Origin of the sequence: Planococcus halocryophilus, assembly GCF_022489025.1 — a bacterium.
In the GTDB taxonomy this organism is placed as follows: Bacteria; Bacillota; Bacilli; order Bacillales_A; family Planococcaceae; genus Planococcus; species Planococcus halocryophilus_A.
Genome location: NZ_JAKVTG010000001.1, coordinates 228,881 through 249,260, shown reverse-complemented (window position 1 = coordinate 249,260; position 20,380 = coordinate 228,881). Strand labels below are relative to the sequence as shown.

The window sequence follows — 20,380 nt, the reverse complement described above, 5'->3', positions numbered from 1 at the left end:
GTTATTAAGCGGAACAAGAACAACCGCCGCCAGTACCACAGCTCCCACCACATGAAGAATCAGATGAGAAAAATGGATTTGTGGACGGTATTTTGACTGCCTCGGAAACAGATCTACCTATAATGAAACTTACTTGATCGATTAAATCTTGTAATTCGTTTTCCATCAAACGTAGATTGGCCACTTTTTCGTTTAAATCTAAGCGACGTTTATCCACACGGATTTGTTTCATTACCCGAGAATATTCAGGGTGGTATTTTCCAAAGCGCTGAACTTCTTCGTATTGGTCTTTTAATCTGGCGAAAGCAAGAATTTCATTCGCCAGATTTTTATCGTTATAGACAGAGGCATGAGCTTCTCGATAAAGGTCAGCTTGCTCTGATTGTAGGATCATTTGGCTTAACTCGTCTGCAAAGTCAGTAATTTCAGCCCATTCGTAAGTCATAATCATAGCATTTCCTCCTTTACATTTTAATCATAGCAGATATTTTTGCTTTTCACTACAGACTTGAAAGGATTGTCAACATGAGTGAACTAATCGAGCAATTTGCTCACATAATCGAACAAAGCAGTGAAGAAGACATGACGATTTTGTCCGACTACTTAAGAAATTTCGAAAAAAAGCAGCAAGGTGAATTTTCTACCTATTTAAGCGCAAGCTTGAACATGACGCGCACATTAGATGACCAGTCCTCAGTTGTTTCAATCCCGAACACTCCTTTTATCCATAATACGATGGCTATACCACACGGCGGCATTCTTGCCGTGTTAATTGATACCGCAATGGGTACTTTAGCAAATAACAAGTGTTCAGAGGGCTTTAGCGCTGTGACAACCAATCTAGCCATTCATTACTTAGCCGTGGCAGATGAAGCCTCTATAAGTGCACATGCACGTATTATACGCAGTGGCAGACATACAATGGTCATCGAAGGAAATATTTTGCAAGAAGATGGCAAACATATTGCCACTGCAACTGGTTCGTTTTTTATAATTCCCAAAAAATAGCCTGTTATTGCTCAGAAGCAATTACAGGCTTTTCTTCAAGAAAAATTTGAGTGTAGTACTTGCCAAACACTCCAACTCCAGTCTGGTCGTATTGATCACTGAGCAAAGTCTTGCGATGAGCTTCAGAATTGATCCATCCATGAACAGTTTCAGCTGGATCGTAATACCGGGCGGCAATATTAACAGCCGCTTGTTTAAAAGTAATATCGCTTTCTTGCAAACGAGCATGTAAATCTTTGAACTCTGTCTCTTCCGATGTGAAATTTTGCTTTGCCATATCTTCACTATGTGCCCTTGCGACCACACTTACTTGGGGGTTAAAAGTTAACGGCTTAGCTTGATGCTGAAGGCGATATATATTTACTAAATCCATAACTTGTCTGGCATTTGCTTCATCTATCGATTGTTGTTTTGTTGATGAAGGCGTTTCGATCGGTAACAATTCACCTGAGAACATCATGTCGTATGGCAGATGGCGTATCAAAGTTTCTGCATCCATAAAACGAACTGCCTCTAACACACGGTCGACGGAGTCAATGTATAATTGTGCGTAAACACCATCAAATTTCACTAAAATACGTTTGTCCATATCCTCAGCAGTCACATTGAATGTATATATGCTTGTTTCATATTTAACCGTCACTTCGTTTTCTAAAATAGTAAAACGATATAGTTCATCCAGGCTTTGCCCTATTTTATACGGCGTTGCATCTATAGCAGCACCTGTTGTATAAACTTGAACTACCCTATCGTCTTTTATCCCAACCATAGTAAAATGGGCATAACTTGCATTATAGACCCACCAGTCATATCCATAAGCTGAGGGTTCTATCCGATTGGGTTGACCATACTGTTCGATCCATTTGTCGCTTAATTTGCCTATATAACTTGAAATCCCTTTTCCAGGACGATCAACATCTAAAGATTCATCAGTAATTTGGTCGCTCGGCAATGGGTCTGCTGTGCGCGGAGCTTCAAGAACATCATTTTCATTTATTGATGGATCTAAGTAAAACAAACCGATAAGAACTATCGATAGAAATATCATAATCCGTAACAAGTCTTTCAACCGAGCAACTCCTTTACTATTGTATCTTGTCCATTATACCAGTCGCCTCTACACTGACACAATCTAGCCATTGCAACAACTTAAATTATGATCTATTATTAGAGGAGTATGTAGTCTTTTTTGTTATAGAGGAGGAGAGATCCTATGTATTTTGAAAATACAGGACTTGAAAACATTCACGTAGATATCGCTTTACTAGAAAGCATCATGAACAACCACGCCTTAACTAAAGAAGGCCAATGGGATTATGAGCGTGTTACTTATGATCGCAAGTTCATCATACGCGAAGGCACTTATTATTTACGTGTATTTGCTTATGCTACTGATGGAGATGTTGATTCAAATGATGCGACAATGCGCGTTATGAAACCAGTACTTGGCAAGCACTATTATCCACATGGTATTGAGTATGGTGAAGACGAACATTTCCCAGAACACTTGGTTAAAACTTGTATCGGAATTTTGGATTCTATTAAAAAAGAAGTCAAAGCTTTCGAAATCAGCGTATAAAAAGCCCGCAGTTCAGCAATTGAACTGCGGTTTTTTTAAACAATCTATCATTATTTCAACTTCATAAGGAGGATTTCATTAAGTGAAGTGGTTAACGAAAAAAACAGTAACGATTGCTATTATCATAGCGGTCCTAATCTTAATATCAGTATACATATTACCCGTTTCGATTCCCTTAATTGTGGCATTGATTACTGCTATATTTCTAGAACCTTTTGTAAATTTCATACATAAGAGATTCAAGTGGCATAGAAAATCTGCTGTTATATCCGTATTTATTTTGTTTTTATTAGTTGTATCGGCTCTACTTTACTGGATTGTCACACAATTAATAGGAAGAATTATACAATTTACGAAAATGGTACCGGAATATACAAACTCATTATCTATCATGTGGGACGAATTTCAACGTTTTTTCTTTCGTTCGACACAAGATATGCCTGTTGAAGTCGTTTCGTCCTTTGAAACAGAGCTAGTAAGTTTCATGGAAGGAATCCGTAATTGGGTATTGTCTATTATTAATTACGATACTGTCTCTAATTTATTGACGGGCATTCCATCATTTCTCGTTAGCTTTATCGTATTTTTAATTGCATTATTTTTATTCATGCTCGACTTGCCTGATTTAAAAACTTTGCTTTTTAAACGGCTAAAAGATTCAACTGCAGAAAAAGTCCGTTTTATGTTTGCTCGCTTGAACAAAGTGATTTTTGGTTTTTTAAAAGCTCAATTTCTTGTCAGTTGCATCATTTTTATCGTTTCTTTAATAACGTTAGCGTTTATCGTACCAGAGTATGCACTTGTTATGTCGCTCGTTATCTGGATTATTGATTTCATTCCTATTTTAGGTTCAATCATCGTTTTAACGCCTTGGTTTGCTTATGAATTTATCACGGGTGATGTTGTATTCGGAACACAATTAGCTGTCTTAGCACTCGTACTGTTAGTTATTAGACGAACGGTGGAACCAAAAGTGATGGGTACGCAAATTGGACTGTCTCCTCTGGCAACTTTGATCGCTATGTTTATTGGACTTCAGCTTCTTGGATTCCTTGGATTCTTTATTGGACCGTTAATTGTAATTCTCTTTACTTCAGCACGCGAAGCAGGAATGATAAAAATAGATTTTAAAGTATAAAAAAAGAACCCCTTTGGTAGTGACCCCTTAAAGTTAGATTTGAACTCTAACTTTTGGGGTGCACTACCTTGAGGGTTCTTTTTTTTATCCACCTAAAATGGCTTTAAATACTGAAGTAGTATGGCCACCTTCGTAAAATACATAAAGTAGTAAATAGACCATAACACCTGTTATAGCTGTTGAGAACCACACGATACTTGTAATGGGTCCAATTTTACGGTGTTTAGCCAATTGGTTTTTCCATCCCCAGTAAATCGTGATCAAGCCCATAATACCGCCTGTTGTTGCCAATGTAATGTGGAATATTAAGAATACCGTATAAAACAACTTCAACTCATCAGGTCCACCAAAGGCAGTATTTCCGATGAATATTGTTCGAGACATGTATATGATAAAGAACGTTAATGCAGCAGCGCCTGCTGCCACCATGACTTTCTTATGAGCTTCAATTTTGCGACGACGAACTAAATTCCATCCAATCGCTACTAAAATTGCGCTTAATACAATAAAAAATGTACTAATCGTTGGCAATAGCGGCAAATTCATTATATGTTATTCTCCTTTATGGTTCGTTATGCGTTATGTCTATGAAAATCCATATCTTTGCGGTCTTGCAATGTTTTTGCAGTAATTTCATCTGCATTATTAGTCTCATTTCTTAGCCACTCATGGAAAACCATCCAAATGAAAGCAGTGAAAATTAGTTCTTGAATAATTTTCATTGCAATTCCACCAGTACGTTGATCTTCAAGCGTTGACATATTTGAAAATAATTCTGGACCTGACAAATTCAGCTGTGATAATGTACCTGCAGGCACACATAATGCCATAGCTTGCAACCAAGCCTCTCCATCTGTATAAGTAGCGTATAAAGGAGTTCCACTAAAGATAATCATTGCGCATGCTGGAGTTACTAATACACTGATTCCGAACAAATAACCAAGCTTTTTCAAACCGTGGAATTTGTGCTCTCCTTCAACATTATTGACCACTGGCCACCAATAAAAGAAAGCCGACATAAACAATACAATATTGACCGCGCCATGGAGCCACATATCTTTTTTAACAAAATCAAAAACCATTGGAATATGGTAAAACGAAAAAACCATTCCAAATAATATTAAAGCTAACATCGGGTTTGAAAAGAAATTGAACAATGGTTTAATAATCGGAAGTACGATAAAAGTTTTCCAAATATAAGTTGGAATGCCCATGATTAATAACGGAGCTGCTAAAAGTAACAATAACGCCATCTGAACCATATGCATGGTAAATAGGATGTGTCCATATAAATCGACTGGTGAACCTTTTATGATATAAAGCAAAACCATTCCGGAAACAAAAAAAGTAGCTTCTTTAGCAGTAAGCGGTTGATTTCCTTTAAACTTACCACGCCACTTTACAGTGACTAAGAAATATAAAATCGTTACCAAAACGAGGACTGCTAAGTACACGGGACTCCACAAAGCTTGAAACCCGAAGATACTAATCGGCATGTTATGGTACCTCCTTTTCCTCAAGTACCCTCATTATATAGCTGCTAGCAAACTATATCAATGAACGAACTATGAACAATTAAATTCATGAAATTTTGAACGACACCTATTATTTTTCTTTAGCTTGCCTTTAAAATCATTTGAACACCTATCTCAACGGCTGCGACTATATTGACGCAAAAACCCCTTACCTTTTTAAGGTAAGGGGTTTAAACAAAAGCCTACCACCAAATGATTGTAACAAATGTTAGAACCGTGATGAAAGCTACAAACATGCCAGAGAACATAAAGAACGCCACCATACCGTGTCCTTTACCACTCATATGCATAAAGTAGTAAAGTTGAAGAACAACTTGAATAGCTGCCAACAATAATATGATAGGTACGATTAAGTAAACTGAGAACCCAGCAGCAACTGTTGTAAAAGCAATTAATGTCAAGAAGATCATAATTGCGAACGTTGCCAAATTGCCTCTCATTTCATCTGCTCTTTTTTTCTTAACATATTCGAATTCTGCCTGCGATCTTACATGTACGTGTGCATCGTGTGCCATTATCCGATCACTCCCATCAAATAGACGACAGTAAAGATAAATACCCAAACTACGTCAATGAAATGCCAGTATAAAGAAGCAAGATAGAATTTCGGTGCATTATACATATTCAGTCCGCGTTTTGCGTTACGAAGCATTAATGCAATAAACCAGCTAAGACCAAACAATACGTGAGCACCATGTGTTCCAACAAGTGTAAAGAATGCTGAACTGAATGCACTATTTGTGAAACCAAATCCTATGTGGACATAGTGATTAAATTCATAAATCTCTAAGCCTAAGAAAGTTAAACCAAGCATAACGGTAATCGCTAGCCAAGCTTGCATGGCTTTAAAATTATAGTTTTTCATATGGTACATTGCGTAAACACTTGTCAATGAAGAAGTTAAAAGAATCATCGTCATTGCAAAAACTAACGGTAGTTCAAAAAGTCCAGCGGCAGAAAATTCCATGCCGCTTGGTCCTTTATCTTTTAATGCAAGATATGTTGCAAAAAGTGAAGCAAAAGTTACTGTCTCTGCAGCTAGAAGCAACCAGAAACCAATAAACTTATTTTTCCCTTCCAACGTAGCCGTTTCAGGATGATCTGGCCAAGATTGAGGAGTATATTTTTGATTAATGTCCATCTGTGTTGCCTCCTTTCGCATCTTCTAGTAATTCTTCTTTTGTTATGTGGAAGCCTAAGTCATCTTTTAACGAACGTAGTAGCATTGAACCGAACATTAATGCTAGTCCGCCAATCAATACTGCTAATGCCCAAGGCTTGCCGTCTAAGAAGTATAATGCTCCGAATGAAGCAATAAACATTCCAAGTGAAATCACAAATGGAATGATCGAACCATTTGGCATGTGGATATCGCCAAGAGGTTCAGCGAAGATCATACCTTTTTTATTGCCATCCATTTTTTCGATCCAGTACGTATCAAGTCCACGAACTAATGGAGTTTGTGCAAAGTTATAAAATGGCGGTGGAGATGGAATTGCCCATTCTAATGTACGGCCATCGCCCCATGGATCATTGCCGATACGCTCGTTTTTAACGATTGTCATCACAACGTTTACAAGAAGAATAATGACACCAGTTGCCATCAATACTGCACCAGACGAACTGATTGCATTAAATAGATCCCAACCTTGGTCAGCTCCGAACGTATAAACGCGACGTGGCATACCCATTAAGCCCAAGAAATGCTGAATAAAGAATGTTAAATGGAATCCAAGGAAGAAGAACCAGAATGTCCATTTTCCTAATTTTTCACTAAGCATCGTTCCAAACATTTTTGGCCAGTATAAATGTGTACCTGCTAAAATCGCCAATACAACACCACCAACAATAACGTAATGGAAATGAGCTACGATAAAGTAAGAATCATGCAATTGATAATCCAAAGGTGCGATTGCTTGCATAACCCCTGTTACTCCACCCGCTACAAACGTAGGAATGAAAGCTACAGCATAAATCATTGGTACTGAAAACGAGATGTTTCCGCCCCAAATAGTTAATAACCAGTTAAAGATCTTAATACCTGTTGGAACAGCAATGATCATTGTCGCTAAAGCAAATACTGCGTTTGCTGTTGGCCCTAAGCCGACTGTGAACATATGGTGAGCCCAAACCATGAATCCGTAAAACCCGATTAGGATTGTAGCGAAAACAAGTGCAGTGTATCCGAAAAGACGTTTACGAGAGAAGATTGCAAAGATTTCAGAAAAAATACCGAAAGCTGGCAAAATCAAAATGTAAACTTCAGGGTGACCGAAGATCCAGAATAAATGTTCCCAAATAATCGTATTACCGCCCATTTCAACTGCAAAGAAACTTGCACCAAACAAACGATCAAAGATCATGAAGAAAAGTCCCACTGTAAGTGGTGGGAATGCCAATAAGATCAAAGCGGAAGCAACAAAAGTTGTCCATGTGAACAATGGCATTCTCATGTAAGTCATACCTGGCGCACGCATATTAATAATCGTTACAAGAAAGTTAATCCCTGCGATCAATGTACCAAAACCAGATATCGTTAATCCTAGTGCATAAAAATCAATACCATGACCTTCTGATGCCAGTGCTAGCGAAGCGTAGTTCGTCCAACCTGCATCTGGTGCGCCACCCATAAACCAAGAAAGGTTTAAGAAAATTCCACCAAAGAAGAATAACCAAAATCCAAGTGAGTTTAAGAATGGAAAAGCTACATCACGCGCGCCAATTTGCAATGGCATAACGGCGTTCATGAAAGCTAATAATATCGGCATTGATGCCAAGAAAATCATAGTCGTACCGTGCATTGTTATAACTTCGTTAAATGTTCCAGCACTTAGGAAATCATTTCCTGCTTTGACTAACTGGATACGGATCAACATTGCCTCAATACCACCGACTAGGAAGAAGAAACCTCCTGACATGAGATAAAGAATCGCAATTTTCTTATGGTCGACCGTTGTCATGAAGTCCCATATCGTAGCGCCGAAGCCCTTTTTTTGAGCAATAGAACTCACACTGTTAACCTCCCTTTTTTAACTTTTCTTCTACTCTTCTACTGATAAGCCCATTAAATAAGCTGCAAGAGCATTAAGTTCTTGATCTGATAACTTTTCACCATTATTTAATGTAGCTACATCAGGCATTAAGTTACCAGGTTTGTATTCTTGTGGATCCGAAATCCATTTTTTAACATTTTCTTCATTATGCTCTAAGTATCCTGCAACACGGTTACGGTCACCAAATGTTGCTAAGTTTGGTCCGGCCATAAGATTACCTTCACCTAAACCAGAAGTTGCGTGACAAGAAATACAGCTTAATCCATCTTGACCAAACAATTCTTCGCCTTGTTGAGCAAGTGCTCCTTCTACTACAGCTGGCTCTTCTGCCTGCATTGCTGTTACCCATTGGTCAAACTCTTCACGATCAACTGACTTCACTTTGAAATCCATCAATGCGTGAGAAGGTCCACAAAGCTCAGCACATTTACCGTAGAATACGCCATCTTCAAGTTCTGATGATTCTTGGTCAAATTCTAAGTAAAAGGTGTTGACGTTTTCAGGGTTTACATCCAATTTACCACCGACAGATGGAATCCAGAATGAATGTTTAATATCCGCAGAAATCAAGTTAAAGTATACGCGTTCATTCGTCGGTACAACCAACTCTTGAGCCGTTACAATGCCTTGTTCAGGATATTCAAATTCCCACCAGTAAAGGTTACCAGTTACGTTAACTGTTAAGTGAGAAGAATTACCATCTTTCGCCTCAACGTCCATTGTTGAAACGTCAGCCAAGTCAAATGTTGAATAAACTGTTGGAACTGCAAGGATTAATAGAAGGACGATTGGAATTGCCGTCCAGATAAATTCTAATTTCGCACTTCCTTCAACTTGTTCAGGAATCATGTCTTCTCCCACTTTTGAACGGCGGAATTTAACAATAGCTAAAATAAATATAATCAATACAACAACGATAACAAACGTCATTATAACTGATGATAAGATCAACAAGTTAAATTGATCTTGAGCTACTCTACCTGCTGGTATTAATGTCGAAATCTCTTCGCGTCCACATCCTGCAAGAAATACTAATAACATGGACATCAATGCGAAAAGTCGCCATTTTTTAATTCCTTTCATCATAGCTTGTCATACCCCTCTCATTTAAATAGTTTCTTTTTAGAAATGGTTTTTAGATGAAAACAGCAAAAATAATCATCGAAACAAATAGAATGGTCATGTAGTTCAATGAATAGATAAACATTGTCTTCGCCCATTTCAAATCATCTGTTGCTTTAAATCCTCGAATAGCTAATACTAACCACCCAATATTTAAAAGTGTAGCTAAGATGATGAAGCCTGTCCCAAGTTCCATTAATAAGAATGGTAGAGGGAAAAGCATTACAACCCATGCAAGCATCGATTTCTTTGTTCTGTGAAAACCTTTTATTACCGGTAGCATAGGAATATTTGCTGCACGATACTCTTCTGTTCGTTTCATAGCCAATGCATAAAAATGCGGCGGCTGCCAAATGAACATAATTAAGAATAATGCCCAAGCACCCACTCCAAGTGTCGGTTCCACTGCAGCCCATCCGATTAGTGGTGGTATTGCACCAGAGATGCTTCCAACAATCGTATTACTGACATAACGTCTTTTTGACCACATGGAATATAAAACGACATAAGCTAAAACTCCGGCAATCCCTAAAACACCAGCCGATACAGAAGCGGAGAACAAAAATATTTCGCCTATAACGATGAAAGAAATAGCTAGTGCAAAGACAGCTGATGGCTTGAATCTTCCTGTTACTGTAGGACGCCCTTTCTTACTTTCCATTAAAGGATCTATATCCGTATCAATATAGTTATTCATCGCTGCAGATCCTGCAATAATCAGCGCTGAACCGAAAATGGTGTAGACAAGGATATCCAGCTCATTAAGAAAATGTCTGTCAGAAAACTGAAATGCGAGCCACAAACCTGTAAAGACTGTAATTAAATTAGAATTGACAATTCCAATTTTGATAAGTGCCAAAAAGTCTTTAAGAAATGTTGACGCTTCCGGTTTTTCGTGTGCATCTGCAGACATTGCCCGGCCATTTGACATATAAGTCCCTCCTTTCAAAGTTGTAAGCATATTCCGCTAACCATAACTATATCTAAATTCCAGTTGTTTTTCTACATATAACTGAAATTTCCTGATAAAAGAGATGATTTTCACGTAATTGGTCTCACTCTATGCATCTCCTATCATACCCTAACACTTACACTATTTTAAGATAGAAAAAAAATAGTTTTTGAACAGTTTGTGAAGCTCCAGTTATTATGTCCAAATCTTGAAAGTTTCTACTATTGTTGATTTCTCGTTGTATTATGAGGAAATATTCGCTATTATCGAGTATGCAGGTATATGAACGTTGAAAAGTTTTCTATAGAAAAAGTAGGTGGTACTTTGCAGCAAAATAGATATATAAAATGGTTTGCCGTTGCGGCTACCATAGGCATGTTGTTAATACTTCTCGGTGGCGCCCTTGTCACTAAGACTGACAGCGGTATGGGGTGTGGACGAAATTGGCCAGATTGTAATGGCAAATTAATTCCAGATAATATTACAACGGAAGTGTTAATCGAATTTTCTCATCGTCTGGTCACTGGAGTCGTTGGTCTATTAATCGTTATTCTCGCTGTATGGGCTTGGAGAAAGTTCGGACATGTTCGAGAAACAAAATTCCTTGCTGTAATGGCTGTTTTCTTTTTAGTCTTACAAGCATTAATTGGGGCAGCACAGGTGCTATGGGGACAAGGTGATTTTATCCTCGCCCTTCACTTTGGAATCTCCTTACTATCATTTGCCTCTATCTTATTATTGACACTTCTGATTTTTGAAGTAGACCGGAAGTTTGATGCAGATCGTGTGCAAATCGGTAAAAAATTACGTTTCCATACAATTGGTGTCGCTTTATATTCTTACATTGTGGTTTATACAGGCGCATTAGTTCGGCATACAGATTCGAGTCTGATTTGTTCCGATTGGCCATTATGTCGAAATGATGATTTTACATTACCTAGCAATATGTACGAATGGGTGCAAATGGGTCACCGTGCAGCAGCCGGTTTGATCGTCATTTGGCTAGGCTATATTGCTTGGCACGCTATTAAGCATTATAAAGATCAACGTGTTATTTACTGGGGTTGGACAATAGCTTTCATCATTGTTCTTCTTCAAGCAACAACAGGTATGTTAGTGGTACTGACAAAACTCAATTTAGTTGTCGCACTTCTCCATTCGCTGTTAATTTCAATGCTGTTTGGCTTGTTATGCTATATGGTATTGTTGGTATCGCGAAGTCGAATAAAAAAAAATTCTAAATAAAAACAAGGTAGGCGCATAATGCGCCTACCTTGTTTTTATTTTTTCTCCATTTCGATCAACAGATCACCTGTTGAAATGCCATCACTGGCAACTACATGGATATCTTGAATCGTTCCATCAAATGGTGCTTGAACGGTCGTTTCCATTTTCATCGCTTCTGTCACGAGTAAATGATCGCCACGTTTTACTTTGGCTCCTTTTTCTGTAAGCACTTTTAATACAGTACCCGGCATAGTTGCCGCAATATGACTTTCGTTTGTCGGATTTGCTTTCGGTTTAGCCGTACTATCCGCTTCTACTGTCATATCTTGAATGCTTACTTCACGAGGTTGACCGTTTAACTCGAAATAGATGATGCGCGTTCCGTCTTTTTGCGGTTCGCCTATAGAAACCATCTTAACCATCAAAGTTTTGCCCTTTTCAATTTCCACTTCGATTTCTTCGCCTAATCTCATTCCGTATAAGAATGTCAATGTATCTAGAACGGAAACATTACCAAACTGAATATTGGTAGCTGTATATTCATCGAATACTTTCGGATATAGCGCGTAAGCTAAAATTTCATGGCTTGTTAAAGGACGTTCTAGTTTATCGTATAAAGTCTTTTTGATTTCATCGAAATCTGCTGGTTCTAAAAGTTCACCTGGACGAACCGTAATTGGCTTACGCTCTTTCAAGATGACTTTCTGCAAATCTTCTGGGAATCCACCATGTGGCTGGCCGATATACCCTTCAAAGAATTCGATAACTGATTCTGGGAAGTCAATTGTTTTCCCACGAGAAATTACCGTTTCTTCATCTAGCTCATTTTGCACCATGAACAGTGCCATGTCTCCAACTACTTTTGATGAAGGTGTCACTTTCACAACATCTCCGAATAACATGTTAACGCGTGAATACATCGATTTAACTTCTTCCCAGCGCAATCCTAACCCTACAGCTTTTGCTTGTTGTTGAAGATTGCTGTACTGTCCACCTGGCATTTCATGTTCATAAATCTCTGAATGCGGGCTATTCATGCCGCTTTCAAAATCAACGTAATATTTACGAACATCTTCCCAATAATGAGACAGTTTTTCGAGGTTTTTCACGTTTGATCGAATTTCACGGTTTCCACCACTCATCGCGTAATGAAGGGAACTTGCACTTGGTTGTGATGTAAGACCTGCCATCGACCCAAGAGCTGTATCAACGATATCCACTCCAGCTTCAATCGCTTTCGAGTACATATAAATTCCGTTACCACTTGTATCATGTGTATGAAGGTGAATTGGCAATGACACGGTATCTTTAAGTTCAGATACTAAACGATATGCCGCTTCTGGTTTTAACAGACCTGCCATATCTTTAATCGCTAAAATATGTGCGCCTGCTGCTTCTAATTCTTTAGCCATATCTTTATAATATTGAACGGTATATTTGTCTCGACTCGGATCTAAAATATCTCCCGTGTAGCAAATCGCCGCTTCTGCAATTTTGCCAGATTGACGAACTTCATCAATTGCTACTTCCATACCTTTGATCCAGTTTAAGCTGTCAAATATGCGGAATACATCGATTCCTGCATCGCCAGATTTACGGACAAATTCACGAATTACATTATCTGGATAATTTTTGTAACCTACAGCATTTGCACCACGGAACAACATTTGGAACAACACATTCGGTATATCTTTACGAAGCTTGATCAAACGCTCCCACGGATCTTCTTTCAAAAATCTGTAAGACACGTCAAAAGTGGCGCCTCCCCACATTTCTAATGAAAACAAATCATTTTGCAAACGTGCAGTTTCTTTCGCAATTTCAAACAAATCATGTGACCGAACGCGCGTAGCCAATAATGATTGATGAGCATCGCGGAATGTTGTGTCCGTGATTAATACATCTTTTTGCTCGTGAATCCATTTTGTTAATCCTTCTGCTCCTTGTGAATCGAAAATCTGCTTCGTGCCGTTTGGTGCCGGAGCCAATAAATCTATTTCAGGTTTACGTGGAGCAGTATGGATTGGTTTATTTTTCTTCTCAATTCCCGGGAAACCATTGACCGTTACGTTGCCAATATAGCTCAATAACTTAGTTCCACGATCTTGTCTTACTGGGAATATAAATAATTCTGGCGTTGTATCGATAAAGCTTGTATCAAAATCACCTTTGATAAAGTTTTTATGTTTTACCACATTTTCTAAGAATGGAATATTTGTTTTAATTCCACGGATTCGGAATTCTTGTAAGTTACGGTCCATTTTAGCTGCCGCTTCTTTAAACGTTACGGCCCAAGTCGAAACTTTTACTAATAGCGAATCATAATAAGGTGAGATTACCGCTCCTTGGAAGCCATTTCCTGCATCCAAACGTACGCCAAATCCACCACCTGAACGGTAAACCATCAATTTCCCAGCATCTGGCATGAAATCATTTAAAGGATCTTCAGTAGTTACACGAGACTGAATCGCAAATCCAAATAATGGAATTTCACTTTGTTGTGGGATACCTACTTCTTCACTGTGAATCATATGTCCTCTAGCAATATGGATTTGTGCGTGGACAATATCAATTCCGGTAATCATTTCTGTAATCGTGTGTTCGACTTGAATACGTGGATTTACTTCAATAAAGTAATATTCGTTATTGGCTACAAGAAATTCGACAGTGCCGGCATTTATGTAGTCGATATTTTTCATTAATTTAACTGCGGCATCACAAATTTCATTGCGCAATTCGTTACTAATTGAGTTTGACGGGGCTATTTCTACAACTTTTTGATGACGGCGTTGAATTGAACAATCTCTTTCATACAAGTGGATGACGTTTCCTTCTGAATCCCCTAAAATTTGAACTTCAATATGCTTAGGTTTTTCGACGAATTTTTCGACATACATTTCATCTGAACCAAAAGCTGCTTTAGCTTCAGATTTCGCACGTTCGTAAGAGGATGCTAATTCTTCATGAGATCTGACAATACGCATTCCGCGGCCACCGCCGCCAAGAGATGCTTTAATCATTAATGGAAAACCTGCTGTTTTACTGAATTCTTCAACTTCTTCTAAAGACTCAACTGGGCCGTCTGTACCTGGAATAACCGGAATACCAGCCGCAATTGCTTGAGTACGCGCTTTTACTTTGTCACCAAACATGTCCAAATGCTGCGAAGTCGGACCGATAAAAACAATCTCTTCTTCTTCACAACGTCTTGCAAAATGGACGTTTTCCGATAAAAAGCCATAGCCAGGGTGAATTGCATCTACATTCGAATCTTTTGCAATACGGATAATATCTTCAATATCCAAATATGCATCGATCGGCTTTTTACCCTTACCTACTAAATAGGACTCATCAGCTTTATAGCGGTGAAATGAACCACTATCTTCTTGAGAATAAATTGCAACTGTTTGAATTTTCAGTTCTGTACAAGCGCGGAAAATCCGAATAGCGATTTCTCCGCGGTTGGCCACCAAGATTTTGTCAATCTTCTTCACACCGCAGCACACCCTTTACTTTTTCGATTTTTCGTATTTGTTGAACATGGAAACATTCATTAATACTCCCATAGATAAAGATAACAAAATTACGGAAGTTCCGCCATAGCTGATAAATGGAAGTGTTACTCCAGTTAATGGAATAATCCCGGTTAAGCCCCCTAAATTAACAAAAGATTGGATCCCAATCATGCTCGCAACACCCGCTGCTAACATTCTAGCTAACGGATCATGAGTCGTCATAGCTATCCAAAGACCTCGTAAAACTACGAACCCTAATCCACCTAAAACAAAGACTACTCCTAATACTCCTAGCTCTTCAGCTATGACTGACATGATAAAGTCAGTATGAGGTTCTGGTAGGTATCCTAGTTTCTGAATCGATTGTCCCAGCCCTAAGCCACTTAGGCCACCGGAACCGATTGCTAAATAGCCGTTAACGATTTGGAAGCCAAACCCTAGCTCATCAGAAAATGGATTAAAGAAAGCATCTAAACGACCTAGACGTTTTTCGGTAAAAATACGATCTCCTGCAAAAATCATAAAAGGAATAATAATAAGGGAGGCTGCTGCTACAAAGACTGTAGAAAGTCGAATAAACGGTTTTAAACGAACACCACTTGCGGACATTACTGATAAACCAACCGCTCCAATAATCAACATAGATCCAAGATCGGGTTCAAGAAATACAGAAAATAACACAAGTGTTAAGATGATAACTGGAGGTATGATGGACTCATTTAATTTATTAATGGTGCCATTTTTATATTTGTTCGCAAATACTCCAGATAAATAAAGAATGATTCCAACCTTTGCAACTTCCGACGGTTGGATATTCGCAAATCCTAAACTAATCCAACTCCGCGCTCCACCCGCTGCAAAACCGATAAAGTGAACAGCGATCAATCCGGTAAAGACAACGATTAAGATGGTTTTCATCATCCAGCGCTTTTTAAAATGCTTATACGGAAAAACCGCTGCCACCGCAAAGACCGGAAACGCAATTGCTAAGTTTATTAATTGTTGTATGTAAAATCGATCGGGCTCAGAGCCATAGTAATTGACAGACCAAGCCATACTAGAGCTGTAAATCATAATCAGTCCAAATATCGTTAAAGCCAAATAAGTAAAAAATAAAGGATAGTCAAAGTATTTTGCGTACTTCTTGATGTAAGATTTCATTTTTATACCTCTTTTAATTTAATAGAATAACAAGAAAAGCGTAGGCTGTCGTGTAGATTCGACGGGCATAAGATGCTCTGGCGAAGCGGCGTTCTTTGCCGTACAGCTAGAGTGACTTATGACCCTAGAATCTGGCAGCCAGAGCTAGACAACAAGAAAAGCGCAGGCTGTCGTGTAGATTTGTTTTAAGTAGATCAGTAAGTTTAAATATTCCCTTAAATTTTAAAAAACTCAAACAGCATTCGTTTGAGTTTTAGATCATTTATTTGTATACGCATCGTGAAGAATCGATAGTTTCTTTTCTAGCGTATCCATTAAATTTTTTCCAGCCTCACGTTCGATTAGACCCAGCTTTACCGCAAAATCAATTTCGCGTGATAGACCGAACATTTGGGTGTCCAGCACCTCTTCATATAAAGGACAAGATGGTAAAGTTAAGTGATCCATTTGCACCTTGATTAATTGCTCGATTTTCTCTGCATCCGCTTTGAGGAGTTCTAAGGCCTTCAAATGGTATGTTTGTTCTTCTGTATGTTCCATGAGGACTCCCCCCATTTTCATGAGTTTTCTTCTCTATTTTCCTGTTTAAAGTGTATCTTTTACACAAGGAAAATGCAAGCCTCTTAGACGAAAGAGATGAATCCCTTTAGGAACTTGACATGAAAAGGTATACTATAAAAAGAGTAACTATCTAAATGGAGGGTTTACCCATGGAATTTATCGTACCTTTTAAAGGTGAAGTGAAATTTAAATTGATTCTTGATCCAACTGTATGGATTTTTGATGACCGCAAATTGAATTTAGAGACATATTTTCAAGAAGAGCGAATCGAGAAAGATGAGCTTGAAGATTACAAACGTGGAATGGGCGAACATTGGTCTCGTGAAATTATGGAAGGCAGCACCGTACCCCCAACCTTGAATTCAGAAAAAACGTATAAGAGCAAAGAAAAAAAAGAAATGCTAACAGGAACTTTCGGTATTTTGTTTAAACCATTTCTTTTAAACGCAGAACCTTTTGAACATGCAAAACGTGTCGTTTTTGAAACATTGCACGGCGAGTTTGAGTTCCCAATTGATCACGCCCAAGAACTAATATTTAAGTTTAGTGATCACGGAAAACCATTAAAAGAAGATGGCCCTGTCCATGTGCTTCTTCCGGATGGATCTAATCAAGAAAATCCGATTACTGATATCCAAGCCATCCGAGTCGAATAGGAGTGATAAAGCATGCGAGTAAAATGCGTAATCTGCGATAAAATTGAAGAATTAGTCGATGATACACTCCAGGCCAAACGCCTGCGTAACAGACCTATTCATACCCATATGTGTGACGAATGCCACGATCGTATAACAGAGCGAACGAAAGAACGCTTAGCAACTGGATCATTCCGCTTTTATCGAAGTTCCCGTAGTATTGAGGACGACTTCTGATGAAGCTCTTAAAGGGTCTCTGGATTGGATTTTGGAGTGGGTTGATTTTAGGAGTTTTACTAAAATGGGTTCAATCAGTTACCGGAGAACAAGTATATACGCTCTTGTTAAATGTTGATTTTATTCCGGTAATCGGTGATGTACAGTGGTCAGAAGTCACAGAATTTATTTTTCACATGAGTATTTCTTTAGTTATCGGCATTGTTTTTGTATTTTTAGCGAAACGACGGAAATACACATTCGGTCAATTGGTGATTCTTAGTTTATTTATGTCTATCCCTTTTCCGTTCCTTTACTTTTTACTTGCTGACATGGCGATCAATGCGGATGTGCCAGCAGTTAATGACTGGAGTGCATTTCTGTACTGGGTATTTGGCCATTTAACCTATTCATTATTATTACCAATACTATACAAAACATTTGAACGCAAAAACGCTGTATCTCAATGAGATACAGCGTTTTCGCGTTTTTCACGCCATAAGCGAACTTTATAAAGAATCAGTATAAGCGCTGCAATAACAAGCCCTTCAACAACCGGTAAGAAAAAGGCTAGAAACGTAAGCCCTAAACCACCAATTGCTAAAAATAGACCAATTGCTACATTTTTTCCAAGTGATAACTTTTTAGCAAACCCTAACTTATAAACAAAAGCCGAAAGCAGGAAAATTACCGCAAATAATGCGTATCCTGCCATTTCAAAACTCGGCAAATTTTGATATAAAATTCGAGCTACCGGATACATACTGTCATAGACAAAAGCTTGTTCGTCCACGTATTATACATCCTTCCTATACACTTATTCTTCGATGGCAACTTTCTTTTTCTTAGCCATACGTTCACGTTCGTTTTTATCAAGAATTTTTTTACGTAAACGAATCGTTTGTGGTGTGATTTCACAGTACTCATCATCATTCAAGTATTCAAGTGCTTCTTCAAGACTCATCAAACGCGCTTTTTTCATCGTCGTTGTTTGGTCTTTGTTAGCTGAACGGATGTTTGTTGCAGCTTTGATTTTTACGATGTTTACTGTAAGATCGCTATCGCGATTATGCTGTCCAACGATCATGCCTTCGTAAATTTCAGCGCCTACTTCAACAAACGAAGTCCCGCGGTCTTCGATGCCCATTAAGCCGTAAGTCGAAACTTTTCCGCGCTCCATAGATACCAATACACCTTCGCGACGTCCGCCAACACGGCCAGAAGCAACTGGTTGGTAGCTATCAAATGTGTGGTTGATGATTCCGTATCCACGAGTTTGTGTCAAGAATTCAGTTGTGTAACCGATCAATCCACGAGCTGGTACGTTAAACACCATACGGACTTGTCCACTACCGTTGTTTACCATATCCAGCATTTCGCCTTTACGTTCACCTAATGATTCGATGATATTCCCTGTATATTCTTCAGGTACATCTACTTGAACGCGTTCTACTGGTTCGCAGCGAACACCGTCAACCATACGAACAATAACTTCAGGTTTTGAAACTTGAATTTCAAATCCTTCACGGCGCATGTTCTCGATTAAAATCGACAAATGCAATTCTCCGCGTCCAGAAACTACCCAAGCATCTGGTGAATCTGTATTATCTACGCGCAATGATACGTCTGTTTGCAATTGGGCATCTAAACGTTCTTGAATTTTTCTAGAAGTAATCCATTTACCTTCTTTACCTGCAAATGGGCTGTTGTTAACTAAGAAAGTCATTTGTAGAGTTGGTTCATCGATGCGTAGAATCGGTAATGCTTCGCGATGTTCTGCAGGACAAACCGTTTCTCCTACGTTGATGTCTTCCATACCAGAGATAGCAATTAAATCGCCAGCTTCTGCTTTTTGGATTTCCACTCGTTTAAGTCCCATGAAACCATGAATTTTCGTAACACGGAAGTTTTTGTACGAACCATCAAGCTTCATCAATGAAACTGATTGTCCAACTTCAATTGTTCCGCGGAATACGCGGCCAATACCGATACGTCCAACATAGTCACTGTAATCAAGAAGAGCTACCTGGAATTGAAGTGGCTCATCTCTGTTATCGATTGGCGCTGGAACGTGTTCCATGATTGCATCATAAATAACTTGCATGTTTTCTTCCTGATCAGATGGATCTGAAGAAAGACTTGCTGTACCATTCATACCTGATGCAAAGATAACCGGGAATTCCAATTGCTCGTCGTTAGCTTCAAGCTCGATAAACAATTCGATGACTTCGTCAACCACTTCTTCAGGGCGTGCAAAGTCACGGTCAATTTTGTTAACAACAACGATTGGTTTTAAATTTTGCTCAAGAGCTTTTTTCAAAACAAAACGTGTTTGTGGCATACAGCCTTCATAAGCATCAACTACCAATAGAACTCCATCAACCATTTTCATGATACGTTCAACTTCTCCACCGAAATCGGCGTGTCCAGGAGTATCTAAAATGTTGATTTTAGCGTCTTTGTACTGAATAGCAGTGTTTTTCGCAAGAATCGTAATTCCACGTTCTCTCTCTATATCATTAGAATCCATAGCGCGTTCTTCAACGTGTTCGTTTGAACGGAAAATTCCGGATTGTTGTAGAAGTTGATCCACTAAAGTTGTTTTACCATGGTCAACGTGGGCAATAATTGCAATGTTTCTTAGGTCGTTACGTAAGTTAGTCATATTTTCACTCCAA

Annotated in this window: 21 protein-coding genes; 7 read left to right on the top strand and 14 right to left on the bottom strand. The window is 38.6% G+C overall.

Annotated features, from left to right (window positions below; genetic code table 11):
• Positions 1–4: 4 nt before the first annotated feature.
• A complete protein-coding gene (locus MLE13_RS01185) occupies positions 5–451 on the bottom strand; it encodes a YlbF family regulator (protein ID WP_008430709.1) in 447 nt (148 codons plus the stop codon).
• A 74-nt stretch (positions 452–525) separates the two neighbouring features.
• Here MLE13_RS01185 and MLE13_RS01180 point away from each other — a divergent pair, with 74 nt between their 5' ends.
• Positions 526–1,008: a PaaI family thioesterase gene (locus MLE13_RS01180; RefSeq protein ID WP_240747656.1), complete on the top strand. Its 483-nt coding sequence runs from the start codon at positions 526–528 to the stop codon at positions 1,006–1,008.
• Between the two features lie 4 nt (positions 1,009–1,012).
• Here the strand turns inward: MLE13_RS01180 and MLE13_RS01175 are convergent, their stop codons facing one another.
• Positions 1,013–2,077: a CAP domain-containing protein gene (locus MLE13_RS01175; RefSeq protein ID WP_240747655.1), complete on the bottom strand. Its 1,065-nt coding sequence runs from the start codon at positions 2,075–2,077 to the stop codon at positions 1,013–1,015.
• A 144-nt stretch (positions 2,078–2,221) separates the two neighbouring features.
• On the opposite strand from MLE13_RS01175, the gene MLE13_RS01170 reads away from it, so the two are divergent.
• Both MLE13_RS01170 and ytvI read left to right on the top strand, forming a co-directional pair.
• The gene (locus tag MLE13_RS01170) at positions 2,222–2,587 is read left to right on the top strand and encodes a YugN family protein (RefSeq protein WP_240747654.1); all 366 of its coding nucleotides are present in this window, start codon (positions 2,222–2,224) and stop codon (positions 2,585–2,587) included.
• A gap of 82 nt (positions 2,588–2,669) precedes the next feature.
• On the top strand, positions 2,670–3,725 hold the full coding sequence (ytvI, locus tag MLE13_RS01165; RefSeq protein ID WP_240747653.1) for a sporulation integral membrane protein YtvI: 1,056 nt from the start codon (positions 2,670–2,672) through the stop codon (positions 3,723–3,725).
• 84 nt (positions 3,726–3,809) lie between these two features.
• Here ytvI and MLE13_RS01160 read toward each other — a convergent pair whose 3' ends face one another.
• From MLE13_RS01160 to cyoE, 7 genes are all read right to left on the bottom strand, one after another.
• Entirely contained in the window at positions 3,810–4,271 is a 462-nt protein-coding gene (locus tag MLE13_RS01160; RefSeq protein WP_240747652.1) for a DUF420 domain-containing protein, read from the bottom strand.
• Positions 4,272–4,297: 26 nt separating this feature from the next.
• Positions 4,298–5,221, bottom strand: a complete 924-nt coding sequence (gene ctaG, locus MLE13_RS01155; RefSeq protein ID WP_240747651.1) for a cytochrome c oxidase assembly factor CtaG — start codon at positions 5,219–5,221, stop codon at positions 4,298–4,300.
• Between the two features lie 221 nt (positions 5,222–5,442).
• Positions 5,443–5,775 (bottom strand): cytochrome c oxidase subunit IVB, encoded by a 333-nt coding sequence (gene ctaF, locus MLE13_RS01150; RefSeq protein ID WP_240747650.1) that lies wholly within the window; start codon positions 5,773–5,775, stop codon positions 5,443–5,445.
• Complete coding sequence (locus tag MLE13_RS01145; RefSeq protein ID WP_240747649.1) at positions 5,775–6,401, bottom strand: cytochrome (ubi)quinol oxidase subunit III; 627 nt, start codon at positions 6,399–6,401, stop codon at positions 5,775–5,777. The genes ctaF and MLE13_RS01145 overlap by 1 nt, the downstream gene beginning before the upstream one ends.
• The gene (locus tag MLE13_RS01140; protein ID WP_240747648.1) at positions 6,391–8,271 is read right to left on the bottom strand and encodes a cytochrome c oxidase subunit I; all 1,881 of its coding nucleotides are present in this window, start codon (positions 8,269–8,271) and stop codon (positions 6,391–6,393) included. The genes MLE13_RS01145 and MLE13_RS01140 overlap by 11 nt, the downstream gene beginning before the upstream one ends.
• Positions 8,272–8,301: 30 nt before the next feature.
• The gene (gene coxB / locus MLE13_RS01135) at positions 8,302–9,399 is read right to left on the bottom strand and encodes a cytochrome c oxidase subunit II (protein WP_240747647.1); all 1,098 of its coding nucleotides are present in this window, start codon (positions 9,397–9,399) and stop codon (positions 8,302–8,304) included.
• A 49-nt stretch (positions 9,400–9,448) separates the two neighbouring features.
• Entirely contained in the window at positions 9,449–10,366 is a 918-nt protein-coding gene (gene cyoE / locus MLE13_RS01130) for a heme o synthase (RefSeq protein ID WP_240747646.1), read from the bottom strand.
• 303 nt (positions 10,367–10,669) lie between these two features.
• Here cyoE and MLE13_RS01125 point away from each other — a divergent pair, with 303 nt between their 5' ends.
• Entirely contained in the window at positions 10,670–11,632 is a 963-nt protein-coding gene (locus MLE13_RS01125) for a COX15/CtaA family protein (RefSeq protein WP_276323763.1), read from the top strand.
• A 35-nt stretch (positions 11,633–11,667) separates the two neighbouring features.
• Here MLE13_RS01125 and pyc read toward each other — a convergent pair whose 3' ends face one another.
• The 3 genes from pyc to MLE13_RS01110 all read right to left on the bottom strand — a co-directional run bounded on the left by pyc (position 11,668) and on the right by MLE13_RS01110 (position 16,830).
• Entirely contained in the window at positions 11,668–15,108 is a 3,441-nt protein-coding gene (gene pyc, locus MLE13_RS01120; RefSeq protein ID WP_240747645.1) for a pyruvate carboxylase, read from the bottom strand.
• A gap of 15 nt (positions 15,109–15,123) precedes the next feature.
• On the bottom strand, positions 15,124–16,290 hold the full coding sequence (locus MLE13_RS01115) for an FtsW/RodA/SpoVE family cell cycle protein (RefSeq protein ID WP_240747644.1): 1,167 nt from the start codon (positions 16,288–16,290) through the stop codon (positions 15,124–15,126).
• A 258-nt stretch (positions 16,291–16,548) separates the two neighbouring features.
• Positions 16,549–16,830 (bottom strand): YlaN family protein, encoded by a 282-nt coding sequence (locus MLE13_RS01110; protein WP_008429175.1) that lies wholly within the window; start codon positions 16,828–16,830, stop codon positions 16,549–16,551.
• Between the two features lie 170 nt (positions 16,831–17,000).
• Here MLE13_RS01110 and MLE13_RS01105 point away from each other — a divergent pair, with 170 nt between their 5' ends.
• Genes MLE13_RS01105 through MLE13_RS01095 form a run of 3 tightly spaced genes read left to right on the top strand, consistent with a single transcriptional unit; the run spans position 17,001 to position 18,172 of the window.
• Positions 17,001–17,507 carry a peptidyl-prolyl cis-trans isomerase gene (locus MLE13_RS01105; RefSeq protein ID WP_240747643.1) on the top strand — a complete coding sequence of 169 codons (507 nt, stop codon included), beginning with the start codon at positions 17,001–17,003 and terminating at the stop codon, positions 17,505–17,507.
• Between the two features lie 12 nt (positions 17,508–17,519).
• Entirely contained in the window at positions 17,520–17,723 is a 204-nt protein-coding gene (locus MLE13_RS01100; protein ID WP_008429170.1) for a YlaI family protein, read from the top strand.
• Entirely contained in the window at positions 17,723–18,172 is a 450-nt protein-coding gene (locus MLE13_RS01095) for a hypothetical protein (protein ID WP_240747642.1), read from the top strand. Before MLE13_RS01100 ends, MLE13_RS01095 begins: the two co-directional genes overlap by 1 nt.
• Here MLE13_RS01095 and MLE13_RS01090 read toward each other — a convergent pair.
• Positions 18,166–18,495: a YlaH-like family protein gene (locus tag MLE13_RS01090; RefSeq protein ID WP_240747641.1), complete on the bottom strand. Its 330-nt coding sequence runs from the start codon at positions 18,493–18,495 to the stop codon at positions 18,166–18,168. The genes MLE13_RS01095 and MLE13_RS01090 overlap by 7 nt on opposite strands.
• 24 nt (positions 18,496–18,519) lie before the next feature.
• On the bottom strand, positions 18,520–20,367 hold the full coding sequence (gene typA, locus MLE13_RS01085) for a translational GTPase TypA (RefSeq protein ID WP_240747640.1): 1,848 nt from the start codon (positions 20,365–20,367) through the stop codon (positions 18,520–18,522).
• Positions 20,368–20,380 lie beyond the last annotated feature (13 nt).

Excerpts from the sequence above, each read along its gene's own strand:
- MLE13_RS01125 (WP_276323763.1), top strand. The coding sequence starts at position 10,670 with ATGAACGTTGAAAAGTTTTCTATAGAAAAAGTAGGTGGTACTTTGCAG.
- ctaG (WP_240747651.1), bottom strand. The coding sequence starts at position 5,221 with ATGCCGATTAGTATCTTCGGGTTTCAAGCTTTGTGGAGTCCCGTGTAC.
- MLE13_RS01185 (WP_008430709.1), bottom strand. The coding sequence starts at position 451 with ATGATTATGACTTACGAATGGGCTGAAATTACTGACTTTGCAGACGAG.
- MLE13_RS01105 (WP_240747643.1), top strand. The coding sequence starts at position 17,001 with ATGGAATTTATCGTACCTTTTAAAGGTGAAGTGAAATTTAAATTGATT.
- MLE13_RS01170 (WP_240747654.1), top strand. The coding sequence starts at position 2,222 with ATGTATTTTGAAAATACAGGACTTGAAAACATTCACGTAGATATCGCT.
- cyoE (WP_240747646.1), bottom strand. The coding sequence starts at position 10,366 with ATGTCAAATGGCCGGGCAATGTCTGCAGATGCACACGAAAAACCGGAA.
- typA (WP_240747640.1), bottom strand. The coding sequence starts at position 20,367 with ATGACTAACTTACGTAACGACCTAAGAAACATTGCAATTATTGCCCAC.
- coxB (WP_240747647.1), bottom strand. The coding sequence starts at position 9,399 with ATGATGAAAGGAATTAAAAAATGGCGACTTTTCGCATTGATGTCCATG.
- MLE13_RS01110 (WP_008429175.1), bottom strand. The coding sequence starts at position 16,830 with ATGGAACATACAGAAGAACAAACATACCATTTGAAGGCCTTAGAACTC.
- ctaF (WP_240747650.1), bottom strand. The coding sequence starts at position 5,775 with ATGGCACACGATGCACACGTACATGTAAGATCGCAGGCAGAATTCGAA.
- MLE13_RS01095 (WP_240747642.1), top strand. The coding sequence starts at position 17,723 with ATGAAGCTCTTAAAGGGTCTCTGGATTGGATTTTGGAGTGGGTTGATT.
- MLE13_RS01145 (WP_240747649.1), bottom strand. The coding sequence starts at position 6,401 with ATGGACATTAATCAAAAATATACTCCTCAATCTTGGCCAGATCATCCT.
- MLE13_RS01100 (WP_008429170.1), top strand. The coding sequence starts at position 17,520 with ATGCGAGTAAAATGCGTAATCTGCGATAAAATTGAAGAATTAGTCGAT.
- MLE13_RS01160 (WP_240747652.1), bottom strand. The coding sequence starts at position 4,271 with ATGAATTTGCCGCTATTGCCAACGATTAGTACATTTTTTATTGTATTA.
- MLE13_RS01180 (WP_240747656.1), top strand. The coding sequence starts at position 526 with ATGAGTGAACTAATCGAGCAATTTGCTCACATAATCGAACAAAGCAGT.
- MLE13_RS01115 (WP_240747644.1), bottom strand. The coding sequence starts at position 16,290 with ATGAAATCTTACATCAAGAAGTACGCAAAATACTTTGACTATCCTTTA.